24 protein-coding genes are annotated in these 18,848 nt (G+C 54.5%); 7 read left to right on the plus strand and 17 right to left on the minus strand.

The annotated features are described in order from the left end of the window. The first annotated feature begins 182 nt into the window (after positions 1-182). Positions 183-752 carry a hypothetical protein gene (locus K9N21_00550; GenBank protein MCF8142386.1) on the plus strand — a complete coding sequence of 190 codons (570 nt, stop codon included), beginning with the start codon at positions 183-185 and terminating at the stop codon, positions 750-752. On the opposite strand, the gene K9N21_00555 is transcribed toward K9N21_00550, so the two are convergent. Continuing rightward, a complete protein-coding gene (locus tag K9N21_00555) occupies positions 658-1,803 on the minus strand; it encodes a KamA family radical SAM protein (protein ID MCF8142387.1) in 1,146 nt (381 codons plus the stop codon). The two genes, K9N21_00550 and K9N21_00555, sit on opposite strands and share 95 nt — an antisense overlap. On the opposite strand from K9N21_00555, the gene K9N21_00560 reads away from it, so the two are divergent. Then, positions 1,697-2,044, plus strand: coding sequence for a hypothetical protein (locus K9N21_00560; GenBank protein ID MCF8142388.1), 348 nt, complete (start codon positions 1,697-1,699; stop codon positions 2,042-2,044). The two genes, K9N21_00555 and K9N21_00560, sit on opposite strands and share 107 nt — an antisense overlap. 84 nt (positions 2,045-2,128) lie before the next feature. Here K9N21_00560 and K9N21_00565 read toward each other — a convergent pair whose 3' ends face one another. Next, entirely contained in the window at positions 2,129-3,271 is a 1,143-nt protein-coding gene (locus tag K9N21_00565) for a cyclic nucleotide-binding domain-containing protein (protein ID MCF8142389.1), read from the minus strand. Between the two features lie 414 nt (positions 3,272-3,685). On the opposite strand from K9N21_00565, the gene K9N21_00570 reads away from it, so the two are divergent. The 5 genes from K9N21_00570 (at position 3,686) to K9N21_00590 (ending at position 8,321) form a co-directional block, all read left to right on the plus strand. Further along, on the plus strand, positions 3,686-4,720 hold the full coding sequence (locus K9N21_00570; protein MCF8142390.1) for a potassium channel protein: 1,035 nt from the start codon (positions 3,686-3,688) through the stop codon (positions 4,718-4,720). 119 nt (positions 4,721-4,839) lie between these two features. Further along, on the plus strand, positions 4,840-5,736 hold the full coding sequence (locus K9N21_00575) for a DUF3124 domain-containing protein (GenBank protein MCF8142391.1): 897 nt from the start codon (positions 4,840-4,842) through the stop codon (positions 5,734-5,736). A 59-nt stretch (positions 5,737-5,795) separates the two neighbouring features. Further along, positions 5,796-7,160: a TrkH family potassium uptake protein gene (locus K9N21_00580; GenBank protein MCF8142392.1), complete on the plus strand. Its 1,365-nt coding sequence runs from the start codon at positions 5,796-5,798 to the stop codon at positions 7,158-7,160. A 119-nt stretch (positions 7,161-7,279) separates the two neighbouring features. Beyond that, complete coding sequence (locus tag K9N21_00585) at positions 7,280-7,936, plus strand: TrkA family potassium uptake protein (protein MCF8142393.1); 657 nt, start codon at positions 7,280-7,282, stop codon at positions 7,934-7,936. Positions 7,937-8,003: 67 nt separating this feature from the next. Beyond that, the gene (locus tag K9N21_00590; protein MCF8142394.1) at positions 8,004-8,321 is read left to right on the plus strand and encodes a hypothetical protein; all 318 of its coding nucleotides are present in this window, start codon (positions 8,004-8,006) and stop codon (positions 8,319-8,321) included. 51 nt (positions 8,322-8,372) lie between these two features. Here the strand turns inward: K9N21_00590 and arsB are convergent, their stop codons facing one another. From arsB to K9N21_00665, 15 genes are all read right to left on the minus strand, one after another. Further along, positions 8,373-9,470 carry an ACR3 family arsenite efflux transporter gene (arsB, locus tag K9N21_00595; protein ID MCF8142395.1) on the minus strand — a complete coding sequence of 366 codons (1,098 nt, stop codon included), beginning with the start codon at positions 9,468-9,470 and terminating at the stop codon, positions 8,373-8,375. A 156-nt stretch (positions 9,471-9,626) separates the two neighbouring features. Continuing rightward, on the minus strand, positions 9,627-9,809 hold the full coding sequence (locus K9N21_00600; GenBank protein MCF8142396.1) for a hypothetical protein: 183 nt from the start codon (positions 9,807-9,809) through the stop codon (positions 9,627-9,629). Positions 9,810-10,076: 267 nt separating this feature from the next. Beyond that, positions 10,077-10,607 (minus strand): SoxR reducing system RseC family protein, encoded by a 531-nt coding sequence (locus tag K9N21_00605; protein ID MCF8142397.1) that lies wholly within the window; start codon positions 10,605-10,607, stop codon positions 10,077-10,079. A 117-nt stretch (positions 10,608-10,724) separates the two neighbouring features. Next, positions 10,725-11,207: a DoxX family membrane protein gene (locus K9N21_00610; GenBank protein MCF8142398.1), complete on the minus strand. Its 483-nt coding sequence runs from the start codon at positions 11,205-11,207 to the stop codon at positions 10,725-10,727. Further along, the gene (locus K9N21_00615) at positions 11,200-12,207 is read right to left on the minus strand and encodes a cation diffusion facilitator family transporter (GenBank protein ID MCF8142399.1); all 1,008 of its coding nucleotides are present in this window, start codon (positions 12,205-12,207) and stop codon (positions 11,200-11,202) included. The genes K9N21_00610 and K9N21_00615 overlap by 8 nt, the downstream gene beginning before the upstream one ends. After that, positions 12,207-12,740 (minus strand): rhodanese-like domain-containing protein, encoded by a 534-nt coding sequence (locus K9N21_00620; protein ID MCF8142400.1) that lies wholly within the window; start codon positions 12,738-12,740, stop codon positions 12,207-12,209. The genes K9N21_00615 and K9N21_00620 overlap by 1 nt, the downstream gene beginning before the upstream one ends. Beyond that, positions 12,737-12,964 carry a hypothetical protein gene (locus tag K9N21_00625; protein ID MCF8142401.1) on the minus strand — a complete coding sequence of 76 codons (228 nt, stop codon included), beginning with the start codon at positions 12,962-12,964 and terminating at the stop codon, positions 12,737-12,739. The genes K9N21_00620 and K9N21_00625 overlap by 4 nt, the downstream gene beginning before the upstream one ends. A 15-nt stretch (positions 12,965-12,979) precedes the next feature. After that, complete coding sequence (locus tag K9N21_00630; GenBank protein MCF8142402.1) at positions 12,980-13,690, minus strand: sulfite exporter TauE/SafE family protein; 711 nt, start codon at positions 13,688-13,690, stop codon at positions 12,980-12,982. Between the two features lie 21 nt (positions 13,691-13,711). Beyond that, positions 13,712-14,131, minus strand: coding sequence for a thioredoxin family protein (locus K9N21_00635; GenBank protein MCF8142403.1), 420 nt, complete (start codon positions 14,129-14,131; stop codon positions 13,712-13,714). Continuing rightward, positions 14,132-15,067 carry a thioredoxin family protein gene (locus tag K9N21_00640; protein ID MCF8142404.1) on the minus strand — a complete coding sequence of 312 codons (936 nt, stop codon included), beginning with the start codon at positions 15,065-15,067 and terminating at the stop codon, positions 14,132-14,134. 19 nt (positions 15,068-15,086) lie between these two features. Further along, complete coding sequence (gene arsM, locus K9N21_00645) at positions 15,087-15,881, minus strand: arsenite methyltransferase (GenBank protein ID MCF8142405.1); 795 nt, start codon at positions 15,879-15,881, stop codon at positions 15,087-15,089. A 35-nt stretch (positions 15,882-15,916) separates the two neighbouring features. Beyond that, on the minus strand, positions 15,917-16,150 hold the full coding sequence (locus K9N21_00650; GenBank protein MCF8142406.1) for a thioredoxin family protein: 234 nt from the start codon (positions 16,148-16,150) through the stop codon (positions 15,917-15,919). 58 nt (positions 16,151-16,208) lie between these two features. After that, entirely contained in the window at positions 16,209-16,466 is a 258-nt protein-coding gene (locus K9N21_00655; protein MCF8142407.1) for a thioredoxin family protein, read from the minus strand. 440 nt (positions 16,467-16,906) lie between these two features. Further along, positions 16,907-18,079 (minus strand): permease, encoded by a 1,173-nt coding sequence (locus tag K9N21_00660; protein ID MCF8142408.1) that lies wholly within the window; start codon positions 18,077-18,079, stop codon positions 16,907-16,909. 96 nt (positions 18,080-18,175) lie between these two features. Then, positions 18,176-18,520, minus strand: a complete 345-nt coding sequence (locus tag K9N21_00665; GenBank protein ID MCF8142409.1) for a metalloregulator ArsR/SmtB family transcription factor — start codon at positions 18,518-18,520, stop codon at positions 18,176-18,178. Between the last annotated feature and the right edge of the window lie 328 nt (positions 18,521-18,848).

An 18,848-nucleotide genomic window follows, 5' to 3' on the forward strand; every position in this document is an offset into this window, starting at 1 on the left:
GAACCTGACGCGGCAGTTCCTGGCCTTCAGCCGCAAACAGGTCCACGAGACGCAGTCGGTGAGGTCAACGGTCGCCCTGAGGTTGGCAAAAGATGCCGCAGTTCGCAAGATGCCGGGGTGCGGAACAGGGGGAACAGCCTTTGTTCACTTTTCAATTCTTCATTCTCAATGACCGGTGACTTATGACCGAATGGTATGCTACGTTGCGATTTCGCATCATTCTCATTGTCGTTATTTCGGTGCTTCCGGCCCTGGGCCTTGTGCTGTGCGGCGGTCTGGAGCAACGGCGGCTCGCAGGCCTCGAAGCCCGGCAGGAGGCCCTCCAGCTCGCCCGGCAGGCCTCCCTGAATCAGAAAAATCTAATCACCGAAACGCACCACCTGCTAAGCATGATCGCCGAACGGCAGGCGGCACGCAACGGCCAGTGGGAGGAATGCTCGGCATTCATGGCCTCACTGCTCTCCGAGTTCAGCCACTATCTCAACTTCGGGGTGATCGACCTGGAGGGGAACCTGCAATGCAGCGCCCTGCCGTATTCGGGGACGGTCTCTGCAACGGATCGCACCTATTTTCAGAGGGTATTGCAGACCGGGGACTTTTCAGGGTTAAGACCCTCGCCGCTTCGGATATCCTTGCAGTCCCCATGTCTTTACCCATTCATTTCCTATTCGGATTGTGTCTTGCCGGTTTTCCTTCGATCCTTTCGATCGGATCGTTTACATAGACTTTTCCCAATCCAATGGCCGAAGTAACAACACCTCCTTTTCTATTTTCACTGATTCCGTCCGAATATCCGAGATCTACCGGAATCTTGCCTCTTCCACCTTGCGCATCCACAACATAGGTAGGCCGAAGGAAACCTGTGGTGGCTCCGCAGAGATCTCTGCAGATTTCTTTTCCTTTGTAGATTTCCGTTCTGAAATGACCTGTTCCCTCAACAAGATCGGCGTAATATAGATAGTAGGGTCTTACGCCCATTCTACCGAGGCCATGCACCAGGTCTCTCATGACATCCGTATCATCATTGACCCCCTTGAGCAACACGCTTTGGTTCGCGATTGGAATGCCCAGATCCTTTAAAATTTTAATGGCTTGATAACTCTGATCGGTTATTTCATTAGGATGATTGAAATGGGTGTTGATGTAAAACTGGGGGTCTTTCAGCGACCGAGGTGTATGTTTTTTCAGCATATCAATCAATTCCGTATCTTCAACGATTTTCTGCGGCCATACGCAAGGAACTCTCGTGCCGATTCTGAACAAATCAAGGTGTTTGATTTCCCTTAGCTTTCCGATGATTTCATCAAGTCTCCGGGTTGAGATCAGGAATGGGTCCCCACCGGAGATCAATACGTCTCTAATCTCCTCGTGAGACGCAATGTATGCGATCCCCTTATTGATTTCCTCTAATGAGGGATTCTTACGGTCGTCGCCGACTTTTCGTTTTCTGGTGCAGAATCTGCAATACATTGAACATTCGTTCGAAACAAACAACAGCACCCTGTCAGGATATCTGTGGATAATGGTTCTTGGACCACCCAATGGGATATCTCCTTCCTCGTCCAGAGGATCTTCCGACAAATCCATATAGTGCACGAGTTCCTCCACATCGGGAATTGCCTGTTTCCAGATGCCGTCATTCATCTTTTGAATGAGACTGAGGTAATACGTATTCACCCTCATAGGGTATTTGGCAATGACATCCCTGAGCCGGGGATCCACTTTCGCCTTCCGTCCAATGAGCCATTTCTCCAAATCTTCGAATGTCTTCACGCCGTTTTTCAAAATCTCTTTATATGCCATTGAAGATTCTCCTTTGTATTCCTTGGGAACAGGCAGTCTGGGACCCGGGGGAAAAATGTCCCTGGCCAAAGGGGTCGCTCCGGTTTCCAGTTTTACCACTCGATTAATCGACGTACCAGCGGTTTTCTTGCGTTTTATGTCAAAAAACCAGCAAATACGGCACGACGCTTTTTCCTTGACCGCGCTCGGAAAAAATGGGGCCTTTGGGGCAGTCAAGGCACCGAACCCGTTGGGCGCGTAACAGTTGTCAGTCCCGCGAGCCGGCGGGAAAACCTGGCGCTCTTCGTTTCTTGCAACATGTCGTAAGTTGCGGGACACCAGGTGCCTAAGAGTAGGCGGCGAGGCGGGACTCGGCCACCCGGGTGATGTTTTCTCTAATTTGCGGGTTTTCCTCGATGAGCCGCCTGAAATCCTTTACGCCCAGGACAAGGAGATGGACCTCGGTGATGGAGATGACGGTGGCGGTCCGTTCCACGTCCTTCAACAAGGCGATCTCGCCGAAATACTGGCCTGCCGTAAGCCGCACCGGTCTGGGACTGATTTCCACCTCCACGTCTCCCTCCAGGATAAAGAACATGGCCTGTGCAGCATCCCCCTTGCGGACAATGACCGTATCGGCGGGGATGATCTGTGAGGTAAGGAGTCGCGAGATATCGCCAATGGCGTTCGCATCGAGGCCGGAGAAAAGCGGCAAGCGGGAGACCGTTTTCCATGTCACGAGAAAATCCCGTTTCCGTAATTCCTTGGCAAAGCCCGTGGCAAGTATCCCGGCAGGGACTGCAAAGACCGCAATGCCTAAAAGCATCAGAAAACCGGACAGGAGTCGCGCCATCGGCGTGATGGGGATCATATCCCCATAACCCACGCTCGCAATGGTCACGATGGCCCACCAAAGGGTGTGAGGGACAGAGCTGAAGACCAATGGCTGATATGGGTATTCCAGCGCATATATCAATCCCGATGCGAGGATGAGAAGCACCACCAGGACAATCAAGGCGGTCAGCAGGGAATGGCCTTCGTTGCGAAACACCGAGATGAAAATGCCAAGCCCGGGCACAAAACGGGCCAGCTTGATCAGGGAGAGAAAGGAGGCCATCATGATCCACCCATGGGGAACGCCAAAGAAAAAGCTGAGCCAGTAGGGAAAAATCACGGCAAAATCCACCAGACCGAGAAAAGAAAAGGCATAATCGCAAAGAGCCCTGAACGGGTTCTTATGGGATCCCGCAGGGGAGGCCCACAGCCTCACCGCATACTCCAGGGTGAAGGCAGAGAACGCCCCAAACGAGATGACCTTGAAGATCCGGCCGCAGGATGGCGCCAGATCGGGGACCGTGGAAAGGATGGCCTCAAAAACGATGAGGATAATGGCCACGAGTATGAGGATATAGGCCGGGTGACGGGCCAGTGAAGGATCGCCCACAGGGGCAATGGCTTTATACGTCTCTTCTTTTAAATCCAGACTCATAACCAGATGCCCCTCCGACATTACAAAGCCCGGCCGATCGCATGAGGCCGGCCCCTGTTTTTCCACCCCCCATCTCAGAATGGAGAGAATGCCCGATTGCAGGGACCGAGTCAAGGAAGACTTTCGCGTTTTCGCTATGATAGGCACCCCCCCCCCCGCTCCTTTTTGAACGCGCGTTATATTCTGAATAATCAGCAGCGCTGCCGAAACTGGAGGGCACCTACCAAAGGGGGAAACTCAGCTTTCTGGTGGTGTACAGATCACATCCTGTGCTATAAACATATTGTTTCGCCTCAACCATCAAGAAATGCTATCAAATCTTCCGGTTCGGCAGCTCAAGACCTGCCTTACGGAGAAAGAACATCACCGGCGCTTCCTGCGGGAGGGCGGCGCCGAGACCTGATTCCTGCAACCATGACGATGAACCGGCAACGAAAATCCTCGCGCCAGTCAAAAGCACTGGGGCATGCCCTTCGCGGGGCCATGCTGCTTGTGCTGATTCTCCTGGTCGGCACCATGGGATATGTTCTCCTGGAGGGCTGGCCGGTTCTCGATGCCCTGTACATGACCATCATCACCATCACCACTGTGGGTTTTGGAGAGGTGAACGTTGTTTCAAGTCCAGGCCGGGTCTTCACCATCTGCATCATCTTCATGGGTATGGGCATCATGGCCTACAGTCTCGGCATGGTTGCCCAGATCATGGTGGAGACACAGGTGCGAACCATCCTGGGGAGGAGAAAATTGGGAAAAGAACTTCGGTCCATCAAAAATCATTATATCGTTTGCGGATTCGGGCGTATCGGGAAGATTATTGCCCAGGGCCTGAAAAGCCAAAGGGTTCCTTTGGTGGTAATTGACCAATCCCTGGACTCGAAAGAAATTTTGGAGGAGCAGGATATCCCTTATATTATCGGTGATGCCACCAGTGATGACATCCTCATCGAAGCGGGGATAGAGAGGGCCAAAGGACTGATCACCGTTGTACTTTCCGATGCGGACAATCTCTTTATCACCATGACGGCCCGGGGCCTCAACCCGAATCTGTTCATCTTGTCCCGGGCCGATGATGGCGCAACAGAGAAGAAGTTGATGAGAGCGGGGGCCAATAAGGTAGTCCTTCCGTATCTTATCGGCGGCATGAGGATGGTCCAGACCATTCTGAGACCCGTGGTGATGGATTTTATCGATTTCACCATGCATGAAAAGAATATTGAACTGAAGCTCGAAGAACTCCTGGTAGGGGAACGGTCCAGGCTGAATGGTACAAGCCTGCTCAATTCGGGCATTCGGAAGGAAATGAACGTGATCATCGTGGCCATCCGCAAAAAGGGGGGCGAGATGATTTTCAACCCCTCGTCAGAGACGGTAATCGAGGCCGGAAATACCCTCATTGCCCTGGGTCCTGCAAAGGATCTGGATCAGCTCTCCAAGATGCTGCTCCATTGAACGGGGTCTCCGGTCTTTTCCGCGGTGAGCAGACACGGGGATTTAATCTTTGGCATCCTGAAATCTCCACGATAATGCCCAGACCCGACTACGTGGTCCGGAAAACAGGGAGGCAAGCAATGGAAAAAACGAGGAACAATCTGAATGTGTGGCTGTGGATCCTGATCGTCTCGGGGCTTCTTTTTATTCAGGCAGCCGATGCACGCGCCAATGGGGTCCTCAGTACGGGCCAGACCGTATATGTTCCGGTGTATTCCCACATCTACCAGGGAGATCGGGAAAGCCCTGTCTATCTTGCGGTCACCCTCAGCATCCGGAATGTGGACCCAAAAAAGCCGATTGCGGTCCTATCGGCTGATTATTTTGACTCCAAGGGCAATCTGCTTAAAAAACACCAGGAAGGGTCAGTTCACGTCCCCCCTGGCTCCTCCATTCGCTACGTGGTTCCGGAATCGGACAAGACCGGAGGGTCAGGGGCCTTTTTTATGGTCGCCTGGCGATCGGACGGACCGGTTAACCCACCCATCCTGGAGTCCATCATGATCGGGACCAAATCCCAACAGGGCATCTCGTTTACCTCCCGAGGGGAGGTAGTCGTGGAAGGCACGCCGGAGCAGGCCCCCATGGCCGAACATGAGAAGATTCTCCGAATGGCCGAACAATGGGCGCCTGCCCTGACATCCGGAAATATAGAGAAGGGGATGTCTTTTTATGCGGAAGACGCACTCGTGGCAGGGGCCGGAAAAGACGTGGTCTACGTCGGGCCGAAGAAGGTTCGCGAACTACTTACGCACCACCTGGACAATTACAATGTAACGGACTGTTCCTTCCGGGTGCGGTCCGTCACTGTTGCGAAGGACTGGGCCGAACTTAGGGGAGAGTTCAAGGCCGTCTGGAAACCCAAAAAGGAGGGCGTGGCCGAAGAAAAGGAGTTCAGCAACTATATCTGGGTCCTGAAAAAGCAGACGGACGGTTCGTGGAAGATCGCCCGCTTTTTATTCTATCCGGCAGAGTGAATCTGCACAGACTGTGATAACTTCTTTCCAATTTTAGTATTCACGGAGATCGCAACGAGATGCCGTCCTGGCTCAAAAGCCGATTCCACCACGCCCACCCAACCAGCTTGCTGCTGATGAGCTATTTGGCGGCAATTGCCTTCGGAACGTCTGTCCTGATGCTGCCGATCTCTACGGTGAACGGCCATATCAGACTTATCGACGCCCTGTTTACGGCCACCTCCGCCGTGTGCGTCACCGGGCTGATCGTGGTGGATACCGGCGCCTATTTCACGGCCTTTGGTCAGGCGGTAATCCTTTGTCTGATCCAGATCGGCGGATTGGGGATCATGACCATTTCAGTGGCCCTGTTCCGGATCATCGGCAAAAAGGTCGTTTTCCAACAGCGCATGGCCATGCAGGAGGTCTTCTCCCATACGCCCCGGGAGGACATTTATTACCTGATCCGCTCAGTGCTGTTTTTTTCATTTTTGATCGAGACTGTTGGCGCGATCATTCTTTTTTTATATTGGCGACCCGCGTATCCTTTTTCCGAGGCCCTTTACAAGGCCGTTTTTCACTCGGTTTCCGCCTTCTGCAATGCCGGTTTTTCTCAATTCAGCAACAGCCTTATGGATGCCCGGGGCTCCGTGATGTTGAATGCGACCGTGTGCGGACTGATCGTTCTGGGCGGCATCGGGTTTCCGGTGGTCTATGAACTCTATCGCCGCGGCCTCTTGCGGGAAAAGGGCAAGGTATCGATCCAAACCAAGAGCGTGGTGCTCACAACCGTCGGTTTGACTGTGGCGGGTGTCCTGGTCATACTGGTTTCCGAACGAACATTGGTTCCCTCCCTCGGCTGGGGCAAGGGCCTGTTGACGGCGGTTTTTCAATCGGTGACCTGTCGTACGGCCGGGTTCAATACGCTGGATATCGCATCGCTCAATACGGCCACCCTGCTGTTCATGATGTTTCTCATGCTGGTGGGGGCTTCTCCGGGATCGTGCGGGGGCGGCGTCAAAACCACCACTTTTGCCGTGCTGACCGCCTTTTCATGGAGCCGGCTGATGCGCTACAAATGCGTGAATCTGTTCGGCAAAACCGTGCCCGAAGATACGGTCACCAAAAGTATTTCCGTCCTGGTGTTTTCGGTGGCGGCCATCTGCATCGCCGTCTTTTTAATTCTGTTCATCGACCCGGATCATGGTGCGCGCGTCCAGGGAGATCGTCAGTTCTTAGGCTTTCTCTTCGAAACGGTCTCGGCATTCGGTACGGTCGGTCTTTCCATGGGCGTTACCCCGGCCCTCACCTTTTCTGGAAAACTGGTGATCATCGTGCTCATGATCATCGGTCGCGTAGGCGTCCCGGCCTTTACCTATATTATCGCCGGAGGCGGTTCGACCAAGGGGATTCAGTACGCCGAAGAAAACATGATGATCGGCTGAGAGGTAGCAGAGCGCGTGGAGCAGGGAGCAGGGGGTAGGGAGTTGTCGGTGATCTGTTTATCGGACCGGGTACTCCGAATCCAACATCCAGTATTCATCATCCAGACAGGAGCGTAAAAATGAAACGATTCGCCGTGATCGGCACGGGGAGCTTCGGCTACCATGTGGCCAAGGCCCTTTATGAGAACAAGAACGAGGTGATCGCCATCGATCGGAACAAGGATCGCGTGCAGGCCATCGAACCCTTTTGCACCAGCGCCATGGTTCAGGATGTTACCGACATGGAGGGCCTCAAAGGCCTGGGACTCGAGGAGATGGATGCCGTTATTGTGAGCACGGGCGCCAATATCAAGCCCAGCATTCTGATCTGCTTTTACCTGAGCCGCCTCGGGATCAAGCGCATCATTGCCAAGGCCGAGGACGATGATCACGGAGAGATCCTTATGCAATTAGGGGCCACGGAAATTATCCGGCCCGGCGTGGATATGGCGCATCGTCTGGCCATGCGCCTGACATCGCCGAACATCTTGGAATTTTTGCCTTTGGGAGAGGATTATACCATCGCCCATGTCGAGCCGCCGACGTCCTTCATCGGCAAATCGCTCAAGGACCTGGACCTGCGCAAGCGTTATGAGGTCAACATCATCGCTGTCAAGGAATCGGACCCGGAACGGTTTGTCATAGTCCCTAATGCCGATTTCACCGTAGAAGAGAACGATATTCTCATTATCCTGGGCAAGGAGACGGACCTGACCAAGATCAGGGAACTGAAATGAAACGCATCGGCTGCGGCGCCGGCCGAACCGATAACCATCAACCCCAAACCCAAAGGAGTACCCCATCATGACTGGAGAAAGAGACGCCTATGTGCAAAAACTGAAGGCCAAACTGGAAGAATGGAACGCCGAGATCGACATGCTGGCGGCCAAGGCCGATCAGGCCGAGGCAGACGCAAAAATTGAATATTATAGACGGTTGGAGGACCTGCGTGCAAAGCGCTCGGAACTTGAAGGAAAGATTGCAGAACTGCAACAGGCAGGTGAAGGGGCCTGGGAAGATCTTAAGGAAGGCCTTGAAAACTCCTGGGAGATTCTCAAGACAAGCTTCAGCAGGGCCAAGTCCGAGTTCGAGCGGGGCTACAGGGAAGGCCGGGAAGAGTAGACAGGTGTGCAGACAATCATAGCATGTCGGATCAGGTTTCAGGCCTGGCAATCAGGGCTCGCATTTCACGTAACAGACGCCTGTGGGCGTTTCCACGGCGTACGGGAAATACTTCTTCCGGATCCACAGGGAGAGATGGACCAGGTTGATAAGCACGGGCACTTCCACAAGGGGTCCGATGACCGCGGCAAAGGCCTGGCCTGAGTTGATGCCGAAAACCGCAACGGCAACCGCTATGGCAAGCTCAAAATTATTGGAGGCGGCCGTAAACGAAAGGGTTGCGGATTGACCGTAGTGAGCCCCCATCTTCCTGCTCAGGTAAAAGGAAATCACAAACATGAGAACGAAATAGATGAGAAGCGGTATGGCGATTCGTACCACATCCAGAGGGATCTTGACAATATACTCACCCTTCAGGGAAAACATCACCAGTATGGTGAACAAGAGCGCAATTAGGGTAATGGGGCTGATCTTGGGGATGAACATTTTTTCGTACCACTCTTTTCCCTTTGTCTTCAGACCGATGATCCGGGAAATGACGCCGGCAATGAAGGGGATGCCGAGATAGATGAAGACGCTCTCTGCGATCTGCCCGATGGTGATATCCACGACCCCCCCTTTGAGCCCGAAAAGCGGGGGGAGGACCGTGATGAAAATATAGGCGTAAACAGAGAAGAAGAGGACCTGAAAGATGGAATTGAAGGCCACAAGCCCTGCGCAATATTCCGTATCCGCCTTGGCCAGATCATTCCAGACGATCACCATGGCAATGCACCGGGCAAGACCGATCATGATAAGTCCTACCATATACTCGGGGTAGTTGCGCAGGAAGATGATGGCCAGGGTAAACATGAGAATGGGGCCGATCACCCAGTTCTGGACCAGGGAAAGGCCGAGGATCCTGTAATTGCGGAACACTTCCCCCAATTGCTCGTACTTGACCTTGGCCAGCGGCGGGTACATCATGAGGATGAGTCCGATGGCGATGGGGATGTTGGTGGTGCCCACCTGGAATTGGTGCCAGAAATCGACGACTCCGGGGAAACCATATCCCCAGCCGACCCCGATGAACATGGCCAGAAAGATCCACAAGGTCAAAAATCGATCAAGGAATGAAAGTTGTTTGGTGACGGTCCGGTCGTTGGGCATTTCCTTTCCTCCTCCTTGAATACCCCCCCCGGCAGTTCCCCGGTGAGGTGTTTTACCACCATGAGGGGCTCTTTACAGGTGATGAACCTGTATTCGATGAGAGTTTCGAGTCCTCGAATCAGAAGATTGCCCTCCCCTCTCAGAGAACAGGGTCTGCTACCGGCCGCTGCCGGATCGCTCCGTTAGGTACTTCCTGTATTCCTTCAGCAGGGCATACGCATACTGTCTGCGGACACGTTCGGACGAAGGGATAAAATTCTTTTCTTCTTCCAGCCGATGGATGATCTCTTGGGCGGTCTCATCAACCGGCTTTCTGTCTTCGGCGTAGAGTTCAGCCATGATACGGCCCAAACCCACAACGCCGACCTGTGAATCATCAGGGAATTTCAGCAGGTGCCGGCCAACTGCCGGTTGAGGGAAGTCTCATCCATCTTTTCACCCGTTCCCCTGGCTTTGTAAAATGATGTGGGTGTCTTGGAATATATCCTCAGGGTTCTTCGGTATGTGCTTCTCATGCCGCGTCATATTCCATCTCCTTATTTGAGGGGCCTCTTTTCCTTTCAGGCGCAAACGATAGGGTGAAAATTGAGGCCTCTCGATCCGGCTTTATGGGAAAGGGCCGGAACACCCATTGCAGGCCCTCTGGTCCGGTCCAATACAGAACGCGTTTTCGTCATGGCCTGAAGCCGCTTCAACGCGTGTCCTGACAATGCGGTCGATAACGGGCAGGTTATCGGTCGCCATCCGCCTGAACAATAGAACACCCAGGAAAATCCCGATCAGGAGGCAGAGGGCGGCAACCCCCACGCCGCCGATCATCGGAAATACAAAGACATGGTACAGGATGGTTGCAAGGGTGATGCCTATCATCAGGCATATTCCGGGAATGCCCAATAGCACCGCCGCATTCTTTACCAGCCCGGAAGTATCCCGACTGACAGAAACAACATCGCCGATATCGGCGCCCACCCTGTTCAGGGCCTCAAATGTGATGGTGGAGCCGTTGGTGGCGCAGTGGCACACGTGACGATTCACCCGGCGAGATGCTCCCGGGATACCGGAGCTGACCGGCTGAATAACCACTTCCGCTTTGCCATCTCCTTTGAGGGTGGTTACAAGACCTTCATTTTGTGGCATCCGAACGACTCCTTTTGCTTGGCATGATAATGGCGCCTGGCCCGACAGTGCGTATGCAAGGGACAGCGATACATCACTTGAAAAGCATTCATATCGGCCCGACCCGTGAGGAAATGCTCACATCCCCGCCTTCTGTCTCCTTCCCCGAAAGGTGCGAAAAAACAGGTAGAGTGCCGTCAGGAGGAAAAGGCTGTCCCTGAAAACATACCATGACATCGACGTGCTGTCCGTGAGTTGGGTGCTTGTGTGAAAGCACCCGCAGTGAATATCCAGGCCCCGTGCCAAATTGAAGATCACCGCGCCAAAAAAAATGGTCAGGAGCAGCGTCACTATGGATACGGTTCCTTCCCGGAACAGACCGATCACCAGGAAAGCACCTGTGACAAGCTCCAGCCAGGGAAGAACGATCGCCGTGAGATTGACCAGGGCGTCCGGAAGGATCTGGTAATTATGGACGACCTCTGCAAAGGCCTCGGGATGGGCGATCTTGTCCATGCTTGCGTAAATGAAAACGGCCCCCAGGATCAGACGGGCAACCAGAACAAGAAGGCCGTCCCGTTTGCACTGGGCCTTGAAAAAATGTGGTTTATCTTCATCCATTTCCAGCGACTCCGCAAGAATTTTCACAAAGGATCCCGCCATTTCCACATTCCGTGGTCTCGAACTGAAGTACGGGATGGTCGATTCCGAATTCATGAGAGAGTTCATGACGGATAGCCTCAAACAGCCCCCGGGTCTCACTTACGGGTTGATCACTGACCAGCACATGGCATGAAAACGCAGTGCTGTTGGATGAGATCCGCCAGGCATGCAGGTAATGGACCCCCAGGACACCCGGAATCTTTTCCAGCCGCGCCTTGACCTCGGAAAGATGGAGGTCTTCCGGCGTGGCGTTCATCAGGATATTGCTTGCCCCTTTGACGATGGACCAGCAATTCTTGAGAATAAACAGAACAATGAAGATCGAGAGGAGGGGGTCCAGCCAGTACCAGGGCCTGACCAGAAATATCGCCCCGCTGATCAGCACCATGACGGAGGTCAGGAGGTCGCCCATCATGTGGAGGAAGGCCCCCCGGACGTTGAGGCTGTGCTTTGAATCCCGATGGAGAAGCCAGGCGGAAAGGCCGTTTCCCGCAATGCCCACGCCGGCCAGGAGAATGACCACATTCCCAAGTACGGGCTGCGGGCGATAAAACCGTTCCACTGCCCCGTAGACGATGAAGGCCGACGCACCCAGGAGGATGGCTACGTTTATCAATGCGGCCAGGACCTCCGCACGCTTGTAACCAAAGGTATTTCGGGGCGATGCCCCTTTCTTTCCTATGAGATGTGCAAAATATGCGATGAGGATGGCCACGAAATCGCTGAAGTTGTGAGCGGCATCGGAGATAAGGGCCATGCTGTTGGCAACCACGCCCCCGATAATCTGGACAACGGGGATAATAAAGTTCAGGAGGAGCGTAATCAGCAACCGGGAGCCGCTCGTGTCATCCGCTTCTACTGCCACATGATTGGAGGTCTCGCCAGGGGGGCGGCCATGGTCCTCTCTTGAAATCTCTTCGAATTTCATGTCCTCTTGGGGACCTGGTTTCTTTTTCATCAGGAGGTTCTTTCTTTATCGGAAAGTGCATGCCGGACCCCATCGGTGGGAAATCCGGCTTCCTTCCATCTCGTCCAGCCGTTCACAAGGACCCTCACGTCTTGATAGCCCAGGGAAATGAGCTCTCTGGCCAGATCTGCGCTCAGGGAACACTCCTCCCCATCGCAATAGGTTACGATCCGGGCATCCTCGGGGATAACACCCCAGACGCGGTCCAGCCATGCGTCAAAGGACTGCCAGGGTATGTTTTGCGCGCACCGGATATGTCCGCGGGCATACGCCTCCGGTGATCGCGCATCCAGGAATACCGCCTCGTCATCCAGGCAAAGCCGCCTGGCCTCGTCCAGAGATACGATCATGCTGTCGCCCGTATCCGTAGTTAACCGGGCCTCCGGCGACCCGCCGGCCACCAGAGGAAGTCTATCCGATCGGCCTTGATTCGTCAAAAGGCCCACCGCAGCGGCCAGAAAAATAATGATGAGGGATTGCCGGACGGTCTTCCATATCTTCTTGGAAATTGGTTTGGTTTTCATGGAGTATCTTTTTTGCCTGACTGAAGTACCACGGTTTTCTGATGGATGGGATACACGTCGCCCGCCGGCGGGTCCCTGAAATATTCAAAGCGCCCCAGCTCGGCGTTCTGACAAGGAAGCGCCTCGGCGATATCCTGGTCCAGGTGCGCGATGCAGTGGAGAGGCTTAAAACTGGGATTGCACTCGGACCGAGAAATCTCTTTGGTATACCCTTCCAACAACATGACCTCTATCCCCCTCTATAAGGAGGAGAAGAACGGATTGATGACAAAATAGGCGCCCAGCAATGCAATCACCGCGCCCGCCCCCTTTCGGAACCAGTTTCCGGCCCCCTGCCAGGCGCTGTTCTCCATGACCCTTTTCACCGCGGCCGTTGAACTACCCGCCACGACAATGGGCAGACAGTGGCCGATGGCGAACAGGAGGATGAACAGGATGCCCGTGGCAATCTGCTTTTGAACCGTGATGATGGCCAGGATGGGGGCGATGAATCCGAAGGTGCAGGATCCCGAAAGGACCCCATAGGCCAGTCCGAGGACGAATGCGCCCAAGAGACCTTTCAAGTTCAGGCGATAAAGAAGACTTCCGGACATGGAGCACTTTTCAACGCCCAGCATGCCGAGGGCCACCCAGATCAGGATCAGCCCGATCAGGATCTGCCAGTAGTCCCCCACGTCGCCCAGCATGCGGCCCAGGAGGGCGCAGATAATACCGATGAGGGCGATGGTAATAAAAAGGCCCGATGTAAAGGCCACAGAATAGAACCCGGCCTCCCTCGGCTTCAGAAGCGTCTGCTGCCCGCCCACGTACGCCACCATAAGCGGGATGGAGGCCAGGTGGCAGGGGCTGAAGACCACGCTGATCATGCCCCACAAAAAACAGCCCAGGGCGGCGATCATGACACCGCCTGCAATCCATTCATTCACGGTCAGGAAGATGCTTTCGAGCATTCACGCCCCTCTCTGCATCGGCTAGCTCACGCCCATTTTCTTGAAGATTCGGTCGATGTCCGCCTCGCCCATGAATCCTTCATGGCGGTGGACCTCTTTCCCCTCTTTATCAAAAAAAATCTGAGTGGGGATGGCCCGGATGCCGAACCGTTTGGCCGGTGCTTTGTCTTTCCAGACATCGATAAAGACGATGGCGGCCTTTCCCCGGTATTTCTTCTCCACCTTTGCCAGGACCGGCACCATCATCTTGCAGGGGACGCATTCGTCGGCGCCCAGATCCACCATGGTGGGCATCCCCTTGATCGGAACATCGCCGGCCGTCGGCGAATGGGATGCCGGGGATTCGTCGGATGAACACCCGGAGAGTTGAAGACTCAGCACGCCGATGAAGGCTGCAAGGGCCGCAATACCCAGCACAACGGTCTTGATTCGCTTCTCCATCTACTTGACCCCCAGTCGCGCCAGTTGCTTCAAGACCTCTTCTTCTGCATAGAATCCCACATGTCGAAAGACCTCTTTCCCGTTCCTGTCAAAAAATGCCTGAACCGGAATCGAACGGATTCCGAACCGGGCACCCAGGAGCTGGTTCTCCCGCACGTGCACAAAAACCACGTTGAGCGTGTCGTGAAATTTCTTTCTAAGTTTGTCGAGTATGGGCTGCATCATATCACATGGGACGCACCCCGCAGCCCCGAATTCGACCAGGGTAGGTTTTCCGGACATGCGTGCCTTGTCCACCGGGTTGTCCCTGGCCGATTCCGCCTGTTTCTTCACCCAATCCCGGTTGACGCGGATATCCGTCCTCTTGCCCAGGCCCTCAATGCGGGCATCGAGGGCCGCCACCTTTTTCTGCTCGAGCAGAAAGGGTTCGATGCTCTCCTTGACCTGATCAAAGGGCATGCCGCCGACCATCGCTTTGTTGGTCTCATAAAATGCCTTCATTTCCGCCTCGTTTACCGTAATGCCGTCCGTGAGACGCTCCACGTACGCCTTCAACATCTCCTCTTTGGGCTGATCAGCAGAAATGCCCATGGACACTGCATCCTGTTTGATGAGCATTTCCATGGCCTTCTGTTCCAGCAAAAAGAAGAGATTCTTCTCCAATTCCTTTCGCATCTCAGGAGGCGCTTCTCCAAGTATTTTCCCGGCAAAATCCTCCCGGATTTCAACCTGGTAGGCTTGAAGAAGTACATCCTTTTCCATGTCCGTCAGCCTGGCCGATTTTAAGATCCCTGTTGCCAGGCCCGGATAGGCCTCTTCCACGGTTACGGGAACCGGTTCATCGGCCCCCGCCAATCCTCCCAGGCCTACCATGAGGGGGAAAACCGCCGTCAACACCATAGCCGGCATCCACACGCTTTTTTTCCGTATTTTCATCCAGTTTCCTTTCTTACCGTTAAGATGGCTTGACCGCCAGAATATAGGCGGAAAAAACCACCTTTTCCGCATTGTCCGCGACGTTCCAGCCTCGAATGATCTCCTCGCTCTGCTCCTTTTGCCGGATGGCGATTGCCTGAAACCCCAGGTCCGACAGAATCCCTTCCACCTCCCCGGGTGAAATGGCCCCGGCCACTCACCCGGTATAGGCGAGGGGGTTGTCTTGAAGCGCCTTTGGGATTTCTCCGGAGCGGAGGATATCGGAAATAACGATCCGGCCCCCCGGCTTCAAAACCCGATGAATTTCGCCGAAAACCGCGGTCTTGTCCGGGGAAAGGTTGACGACGCAATTGGAAATGACCACATCCACGGAATTGTCCTCAACAGGCAGGGCCTCGATCTTTCCCATGCGGAAGTCTACATTGTGGATATTCAGACTTTCGGCGTTGGCCCTGGCTTTCTCAACCATTTCCCCGGTCATATCCATACCGATCACTTTCCCTGCCGCACCCACCTGCCTGGCCGCCAGAAAGGCATCGAATCCCGCACCGCTGCCGAGGTCCAGCACGATCTCGCCCGGCTTCAGATCCGCTTTGCCGATGGGATTGCCGCAACCCAGTCCCAGGTTTGCCTCTCCGGGCGCCAGCAGGAGATCCTCATCCTGATAGTCAAGGATCCTTCCCATGGCCTGGATGTCTGTGATGAGCGTGGGACCGCCGCAACACGACGAGGCGCCCATGCCGCGCTTCCCTTCTGCGATGGCGGCATATTTTTCTTTGACCAGCCCATGTATCTCGTTGTCTTCTGGTTTCATGGAATGCACCCTCCGTTGTGCCGGGGACAGGTTGTCTAGCTGGTTATCCATGCCTTGATCTCTTCTTTGGAAGGGACCTTGCCCACACACTTAACCTCCCCGTCCACCACCACCGCCGGCGTCATGAAGACGCCGTGTTTGGCAATGTCCATGACGTCTTTGACCTTGCTCACCGTGACATCGACCCCTGCCTCATGTATTGCCTCTTTAACGCGTTTTTCCGTCTGCTCGCATTTGGGACACCCAGGCCCCAATACCTTGATTTCCATAATCCTTCTCCTTTCCGTTTCCCCGTGGCCTTGCGCCTTGGGCCTTACGCCTTGCGCCTTATTCCTTATGCCTTACGCCCTGCGCCTCCATGATCCATTCAACCATTTTTGATTTCAGCGGCACCTTGCCCACTGACTTGACCCGGCCGTTGATGAGCAGGGCCGGCGTTCCCATGACCCCGTAACGACCGATCTCCTTGATATCCCGAACGTGCTCGATGTCGGCCATGACCCCGGTTTCAGACATGACCTGCATGAGGTCCTGCTCAAGGCGATCGCACTGCACGCACCCCGGCCCCAAGACCTTGATCTGAATCCCCTCCGGCGTCTCCTCTTGTTCAAAGGGCTTCCCCACATATTTTTTAAATTCTCTGAGAAAGGCCTTACCGTACTGCCCCCTGACCTTATCAGGAAAATAATTCCGTTTTGCCAGGCGTTGGAGGAGTTCTGCTTCGGCTTCCGGGTCCGGCCTGTCAGCATGCGTCTCGGCCATCTCTTCCATGACCGCTTTGAGCCCTATGATGCCCACGCCCGAGCTCCCTACCCTGATCTGCGTCACATCATCCTGTGACATACACGTCCTCTCTTTCATTCACCGCAAAGTGGCAAAGTACGGTAAGGTTTTATCATGTTCAATCCTCTGAAATCTAATCGCGCGCCAGCGCTTGAGTATTTTGATCCTTGCTCTCTCTTCAAGGATCAAAATCAACCAACAAAAAACTCCCCTTCGCGTTCTTCGCGCCTTCGCGGTGAATCTTACCCAGAGATCCAGCCGTAAGTCATGCCCGCGATGGTACTTAAAATAACAATAATCACGCAAAAGACAGCTGTCTTCTTGACCCCCATGACCCCGCCGATTACCAGCATGTTGGGAAGGGAGAGGGCCGGTCCCGCAAGAAGGAGACTGAGGGCCGGCCCCTTGCCCATGCCGGATCCGATGAGACCCTGGAGAATGGGCACCTCCGTCAGTGTGGCGAAATACATCAAGGCCCCGGATACCGACGCAAACAGATTGGCCCACAGGGAATTGCCCCCCACCAGGGATGCCACATAGTGCTCCGGGATCAGAGCCGGATGCCCGGGTCTGCCCAGCATAAAGCCCGCCACCAGGACCCCGGCGCCCAGAAGGGGAAAGATCTGTTTCATGAATCCCCAGGTGGACTGGACCCAGGTGGTTCTCTCTTCTTTTACAAACCAGCGCTTCAGCATAAAGCCGAGAATAATGAGAAGCCCGGCCGTGATAATCCATTTGGCGGCAAAAACAGCCGGCCAGAACCCGGTGGACCCCGGGGCAGGTCTTGCAAAGGCGGCAAAAATAAGGATCAGCACCAAGGTCAGCATGAACAGCGCATCCTGGGCCAGGGTGCGGCCTTTCCCCTCTTCCTCCGGGAGGTAGATCTGCCCGGCTGCCCGCGCCGCATCGTCCTTTCTGAAGATGAAGGCCATGAGAAGGCCGGTGATGACGGCAAACAGGACTGCTCCGATGGCCCTGGCCAGACCCAGTTCCCACCCTAAAATCCTGGCCGTGAGCACGATGGCCAGCACGTTGATGGCAGGGCCGGAATAGAGGAAGGCCGTTGCCGGGCCGATGCCCGCTCCCCGCGTATAGATTCCCGCAAACAGGGGCAGCACCGTGCACGAACAGACCGCGAGGACCGTCCCGGATACGGAAGCAACCGAATAAGAAAGGATTTTCCCGGCCGTGGCCCCGAAATACTTCAGGACCGATGCCTGGGACACAAACACGGCAATGGCGCCGGCAATAAAAAAGGCGGGAATGAGGCAGGTCAGGACATGCTCGCGGGCATACTCCTGGAGCATCATGAAGGCCTCGAGGCCCGATCGCCGCACCGTCTCATTCGCCCAGGGGATATAATAGGCGGCCGCAAAAATCAGGATGATGTAAATGAGTTTTGTTCTCTCTTTCAATGTTCCGATTCTCCCTTCCTTAGCCGGAACCCGTTGTTTTCCGGCAAGACACCTATAGCCGCATTCTTATTCAGCTATATTAAAACCACACCGAAGCTATCTTCTGCAGATCTCCTCGCGACAAATGGACGGCAGTTTTTCCAAAAGGGGCGCCACCTGCTCATCCTTCTCCAGCCAGTGACGGAGGTTTCCCAAAAGCGCCGCTGCATAAGGGCTGCGGCCCCCGTCTGTCAGGTGATAATTCACCCAAAGACCGTCCTTCCTGTAATCAACCAGCCCGGCGTCCTCCAGCAATTTCAGGTGTTTTGACACGGTAGGCTGGGCAACCCCCAGGGCGGCCTGCACCTCGCAGACACACATGGATTTGTGCTGCAGCATCTTGATGATCTTGACCCGGTTGGGATCGGAAAGCGCCTTCATCACCTTGACAAATGATTTCATACCATATCCTCGGTAAATGTAATAGCTGATGGCCACATGTCTGGTAATAAAACCAACTTGTAAAAGCGTCCGCTGCCACAAAGGTCGAGGCTGAGAGCCTCTCTCACAGAGACCTCATGAACTCTCACTTTCGCCCTTTGGCATTCACTTGCAGTTCGGGTGCCAGACGATATATTCTATTTTAGGAATATAGTCGTTTGACGAGCGCCTGTCAAGGATTTATTTTCTTAGAAGCCGGCGGCCGCTTCAAGATGGGTATGGAGAAGCCTGCCTTCCACGGCGAGAGACTCCGGATCGAGGCCTTCCCCGGTGACGCGTTCAAATAACA

This window comes from Deltaproteobacteria bacterium (assembly GCA_021737785.1).
Lineage (GTDB): Bacteria > Desulfobacterota > DSM-4660 > Desulfatiglandales > Desulfatiglandaceae > AUK324.

Coding starts and splice junctions, on each gene's coding strand:
- K9N21_00640 (MCF8142404.1), bottom strand. CDS start 15,067: ATGAAAATACGGAAAAAAAGCGTGTGGATGCCGGCTATGGTGTTGACG.
- K9N21_00575 (MCF8142391.1), top strand. CDS start 4,840: ATGGAAAAAACGAGGAACAATCTGAATGTGTGGCTGTGGATCCTGATC.
- K9N21_00625 (MCF8142401.1), bottom strand. CDS start 12,964: ATGTTGTTGGAAGGGTATACCAAAGAGATTTCTCGGTCCGAGTGCAAT.
- K9N21_00580 (MCF8142392.1), top strand. CDS start 5,796: ATGCCGTCCTGGCTCAAAAGCCGATTCCACCACGCCCACCCAACCAGC.
- K9N21_00630 (MCF8142402.1), bottom strand. CDS start 13,690: ATGCTCGAAAGCATCTTCCTGACCGTGAATGAATGGATTGCAGGCGGT.
- K9N21_00665 (MCF8142409.1), bottom strand. CDS start 18,520: ATGAAATCATTTGTCAAGGTGATGAAGGCGCTTTCCGATCCCAACCGG.
- arsB (MCF8142395.1), bottom strand. CDS start 9,470: ATGCCCAACGACCGGACCGTCACCAAACAACTTTCATTCCTTGATCGA.
- K9N21_00600 (MCF8142396.1), bottom strand. CDS start 9,809: ATGGCTGAACTCTACGCCGAAGACAGAAAGCCGGTTGATGAGACCGCC.
- K9N21_00565 (MCF8142389.1), bottom strand. CDS start 3,271: ATGAGTCTGGATTTAAAAGAAGAGACGTATAAAGCCATTGCCCCTGTG.
- K9N21_00570 (MCF8142390.1), top strand. CDS start 3,686: ATGACGATGAACCGGCAACGAAAATCCTCGCGCCAGTCAAAAGCACTG.
- K9N21_00590 (MCF8142394.1), top strand. CDS start 8,004: ATGACTGGAGAAAGAGACGCCTATGTGCAAAAACTGAAGGCCAAACTG.
- K9N21_00650 (MCF8142406.1), bottom strand. CDS start 16,150: ATGGAAATCAAGGTATTGGGGCCTGGGTGTCCCAAATGCGAGCAGACG.
- K9N21_00620 (MCF8142400.1), bottom strand. CDS start 12,740: ATGAAAACCAAACCAATTTCCAAGAAGATATGGAAGACCGTCCGGCAA.
- K9N21_00635 (MCF8142403.1), bottom strand. CDS start 14,131: ATGGAGAAGCGAATCAAGACCGTTGTGCTGGGTATTGCGGCCCTTGCA.
- K9N21_00550 (MCF8142386.1), top strand. CDS start 183: ATGACCGAATGGTATGCTACGTTGCGATTTCGCATCATTCTCATTGTC.
- K9N21_00605 (MCF8142397.1), bottom strand. CDS start 10,607: ATGCCACAAAATGAAGGTCTTGTAACCACCCTCAAAGGAGATGGCAAA.
- K9N21_00560 (MCF8142388.1), top strand. CDS start 1,697: ATGACATCCCTGAGCCGGGGATCCACTTTCGCCTTCCGTCCAATGAGC.
- K9N21_00585 (MCF8142393.1), top strand. CDS start 7,280: ATGAAACGATTCGCCGTGATCGGCACGGGGAGCTTCGGCTACCATGTG.
- K9N21_00555 (MCF8142387.1), bottom strand. CDS start 1,803: ATGGCATATAAAGAGATTTTGAAAAACGGCGTGAAGACATTCGAAGAT.
- K9N21_00615 (MCF8142399.1), bottom strand. CDS start 12,207: ATGAAAAAGAAACCAGGTCCCCAAGAGGACATGAAATTCGAAGAGATT.
- K9N21_00610 (MCF8142398.1), bottom strand. CDS start 11,207: ATGGATGAAGATAAACCACATTTTTTCAAGGCCCAGTGCAAACGGGAC.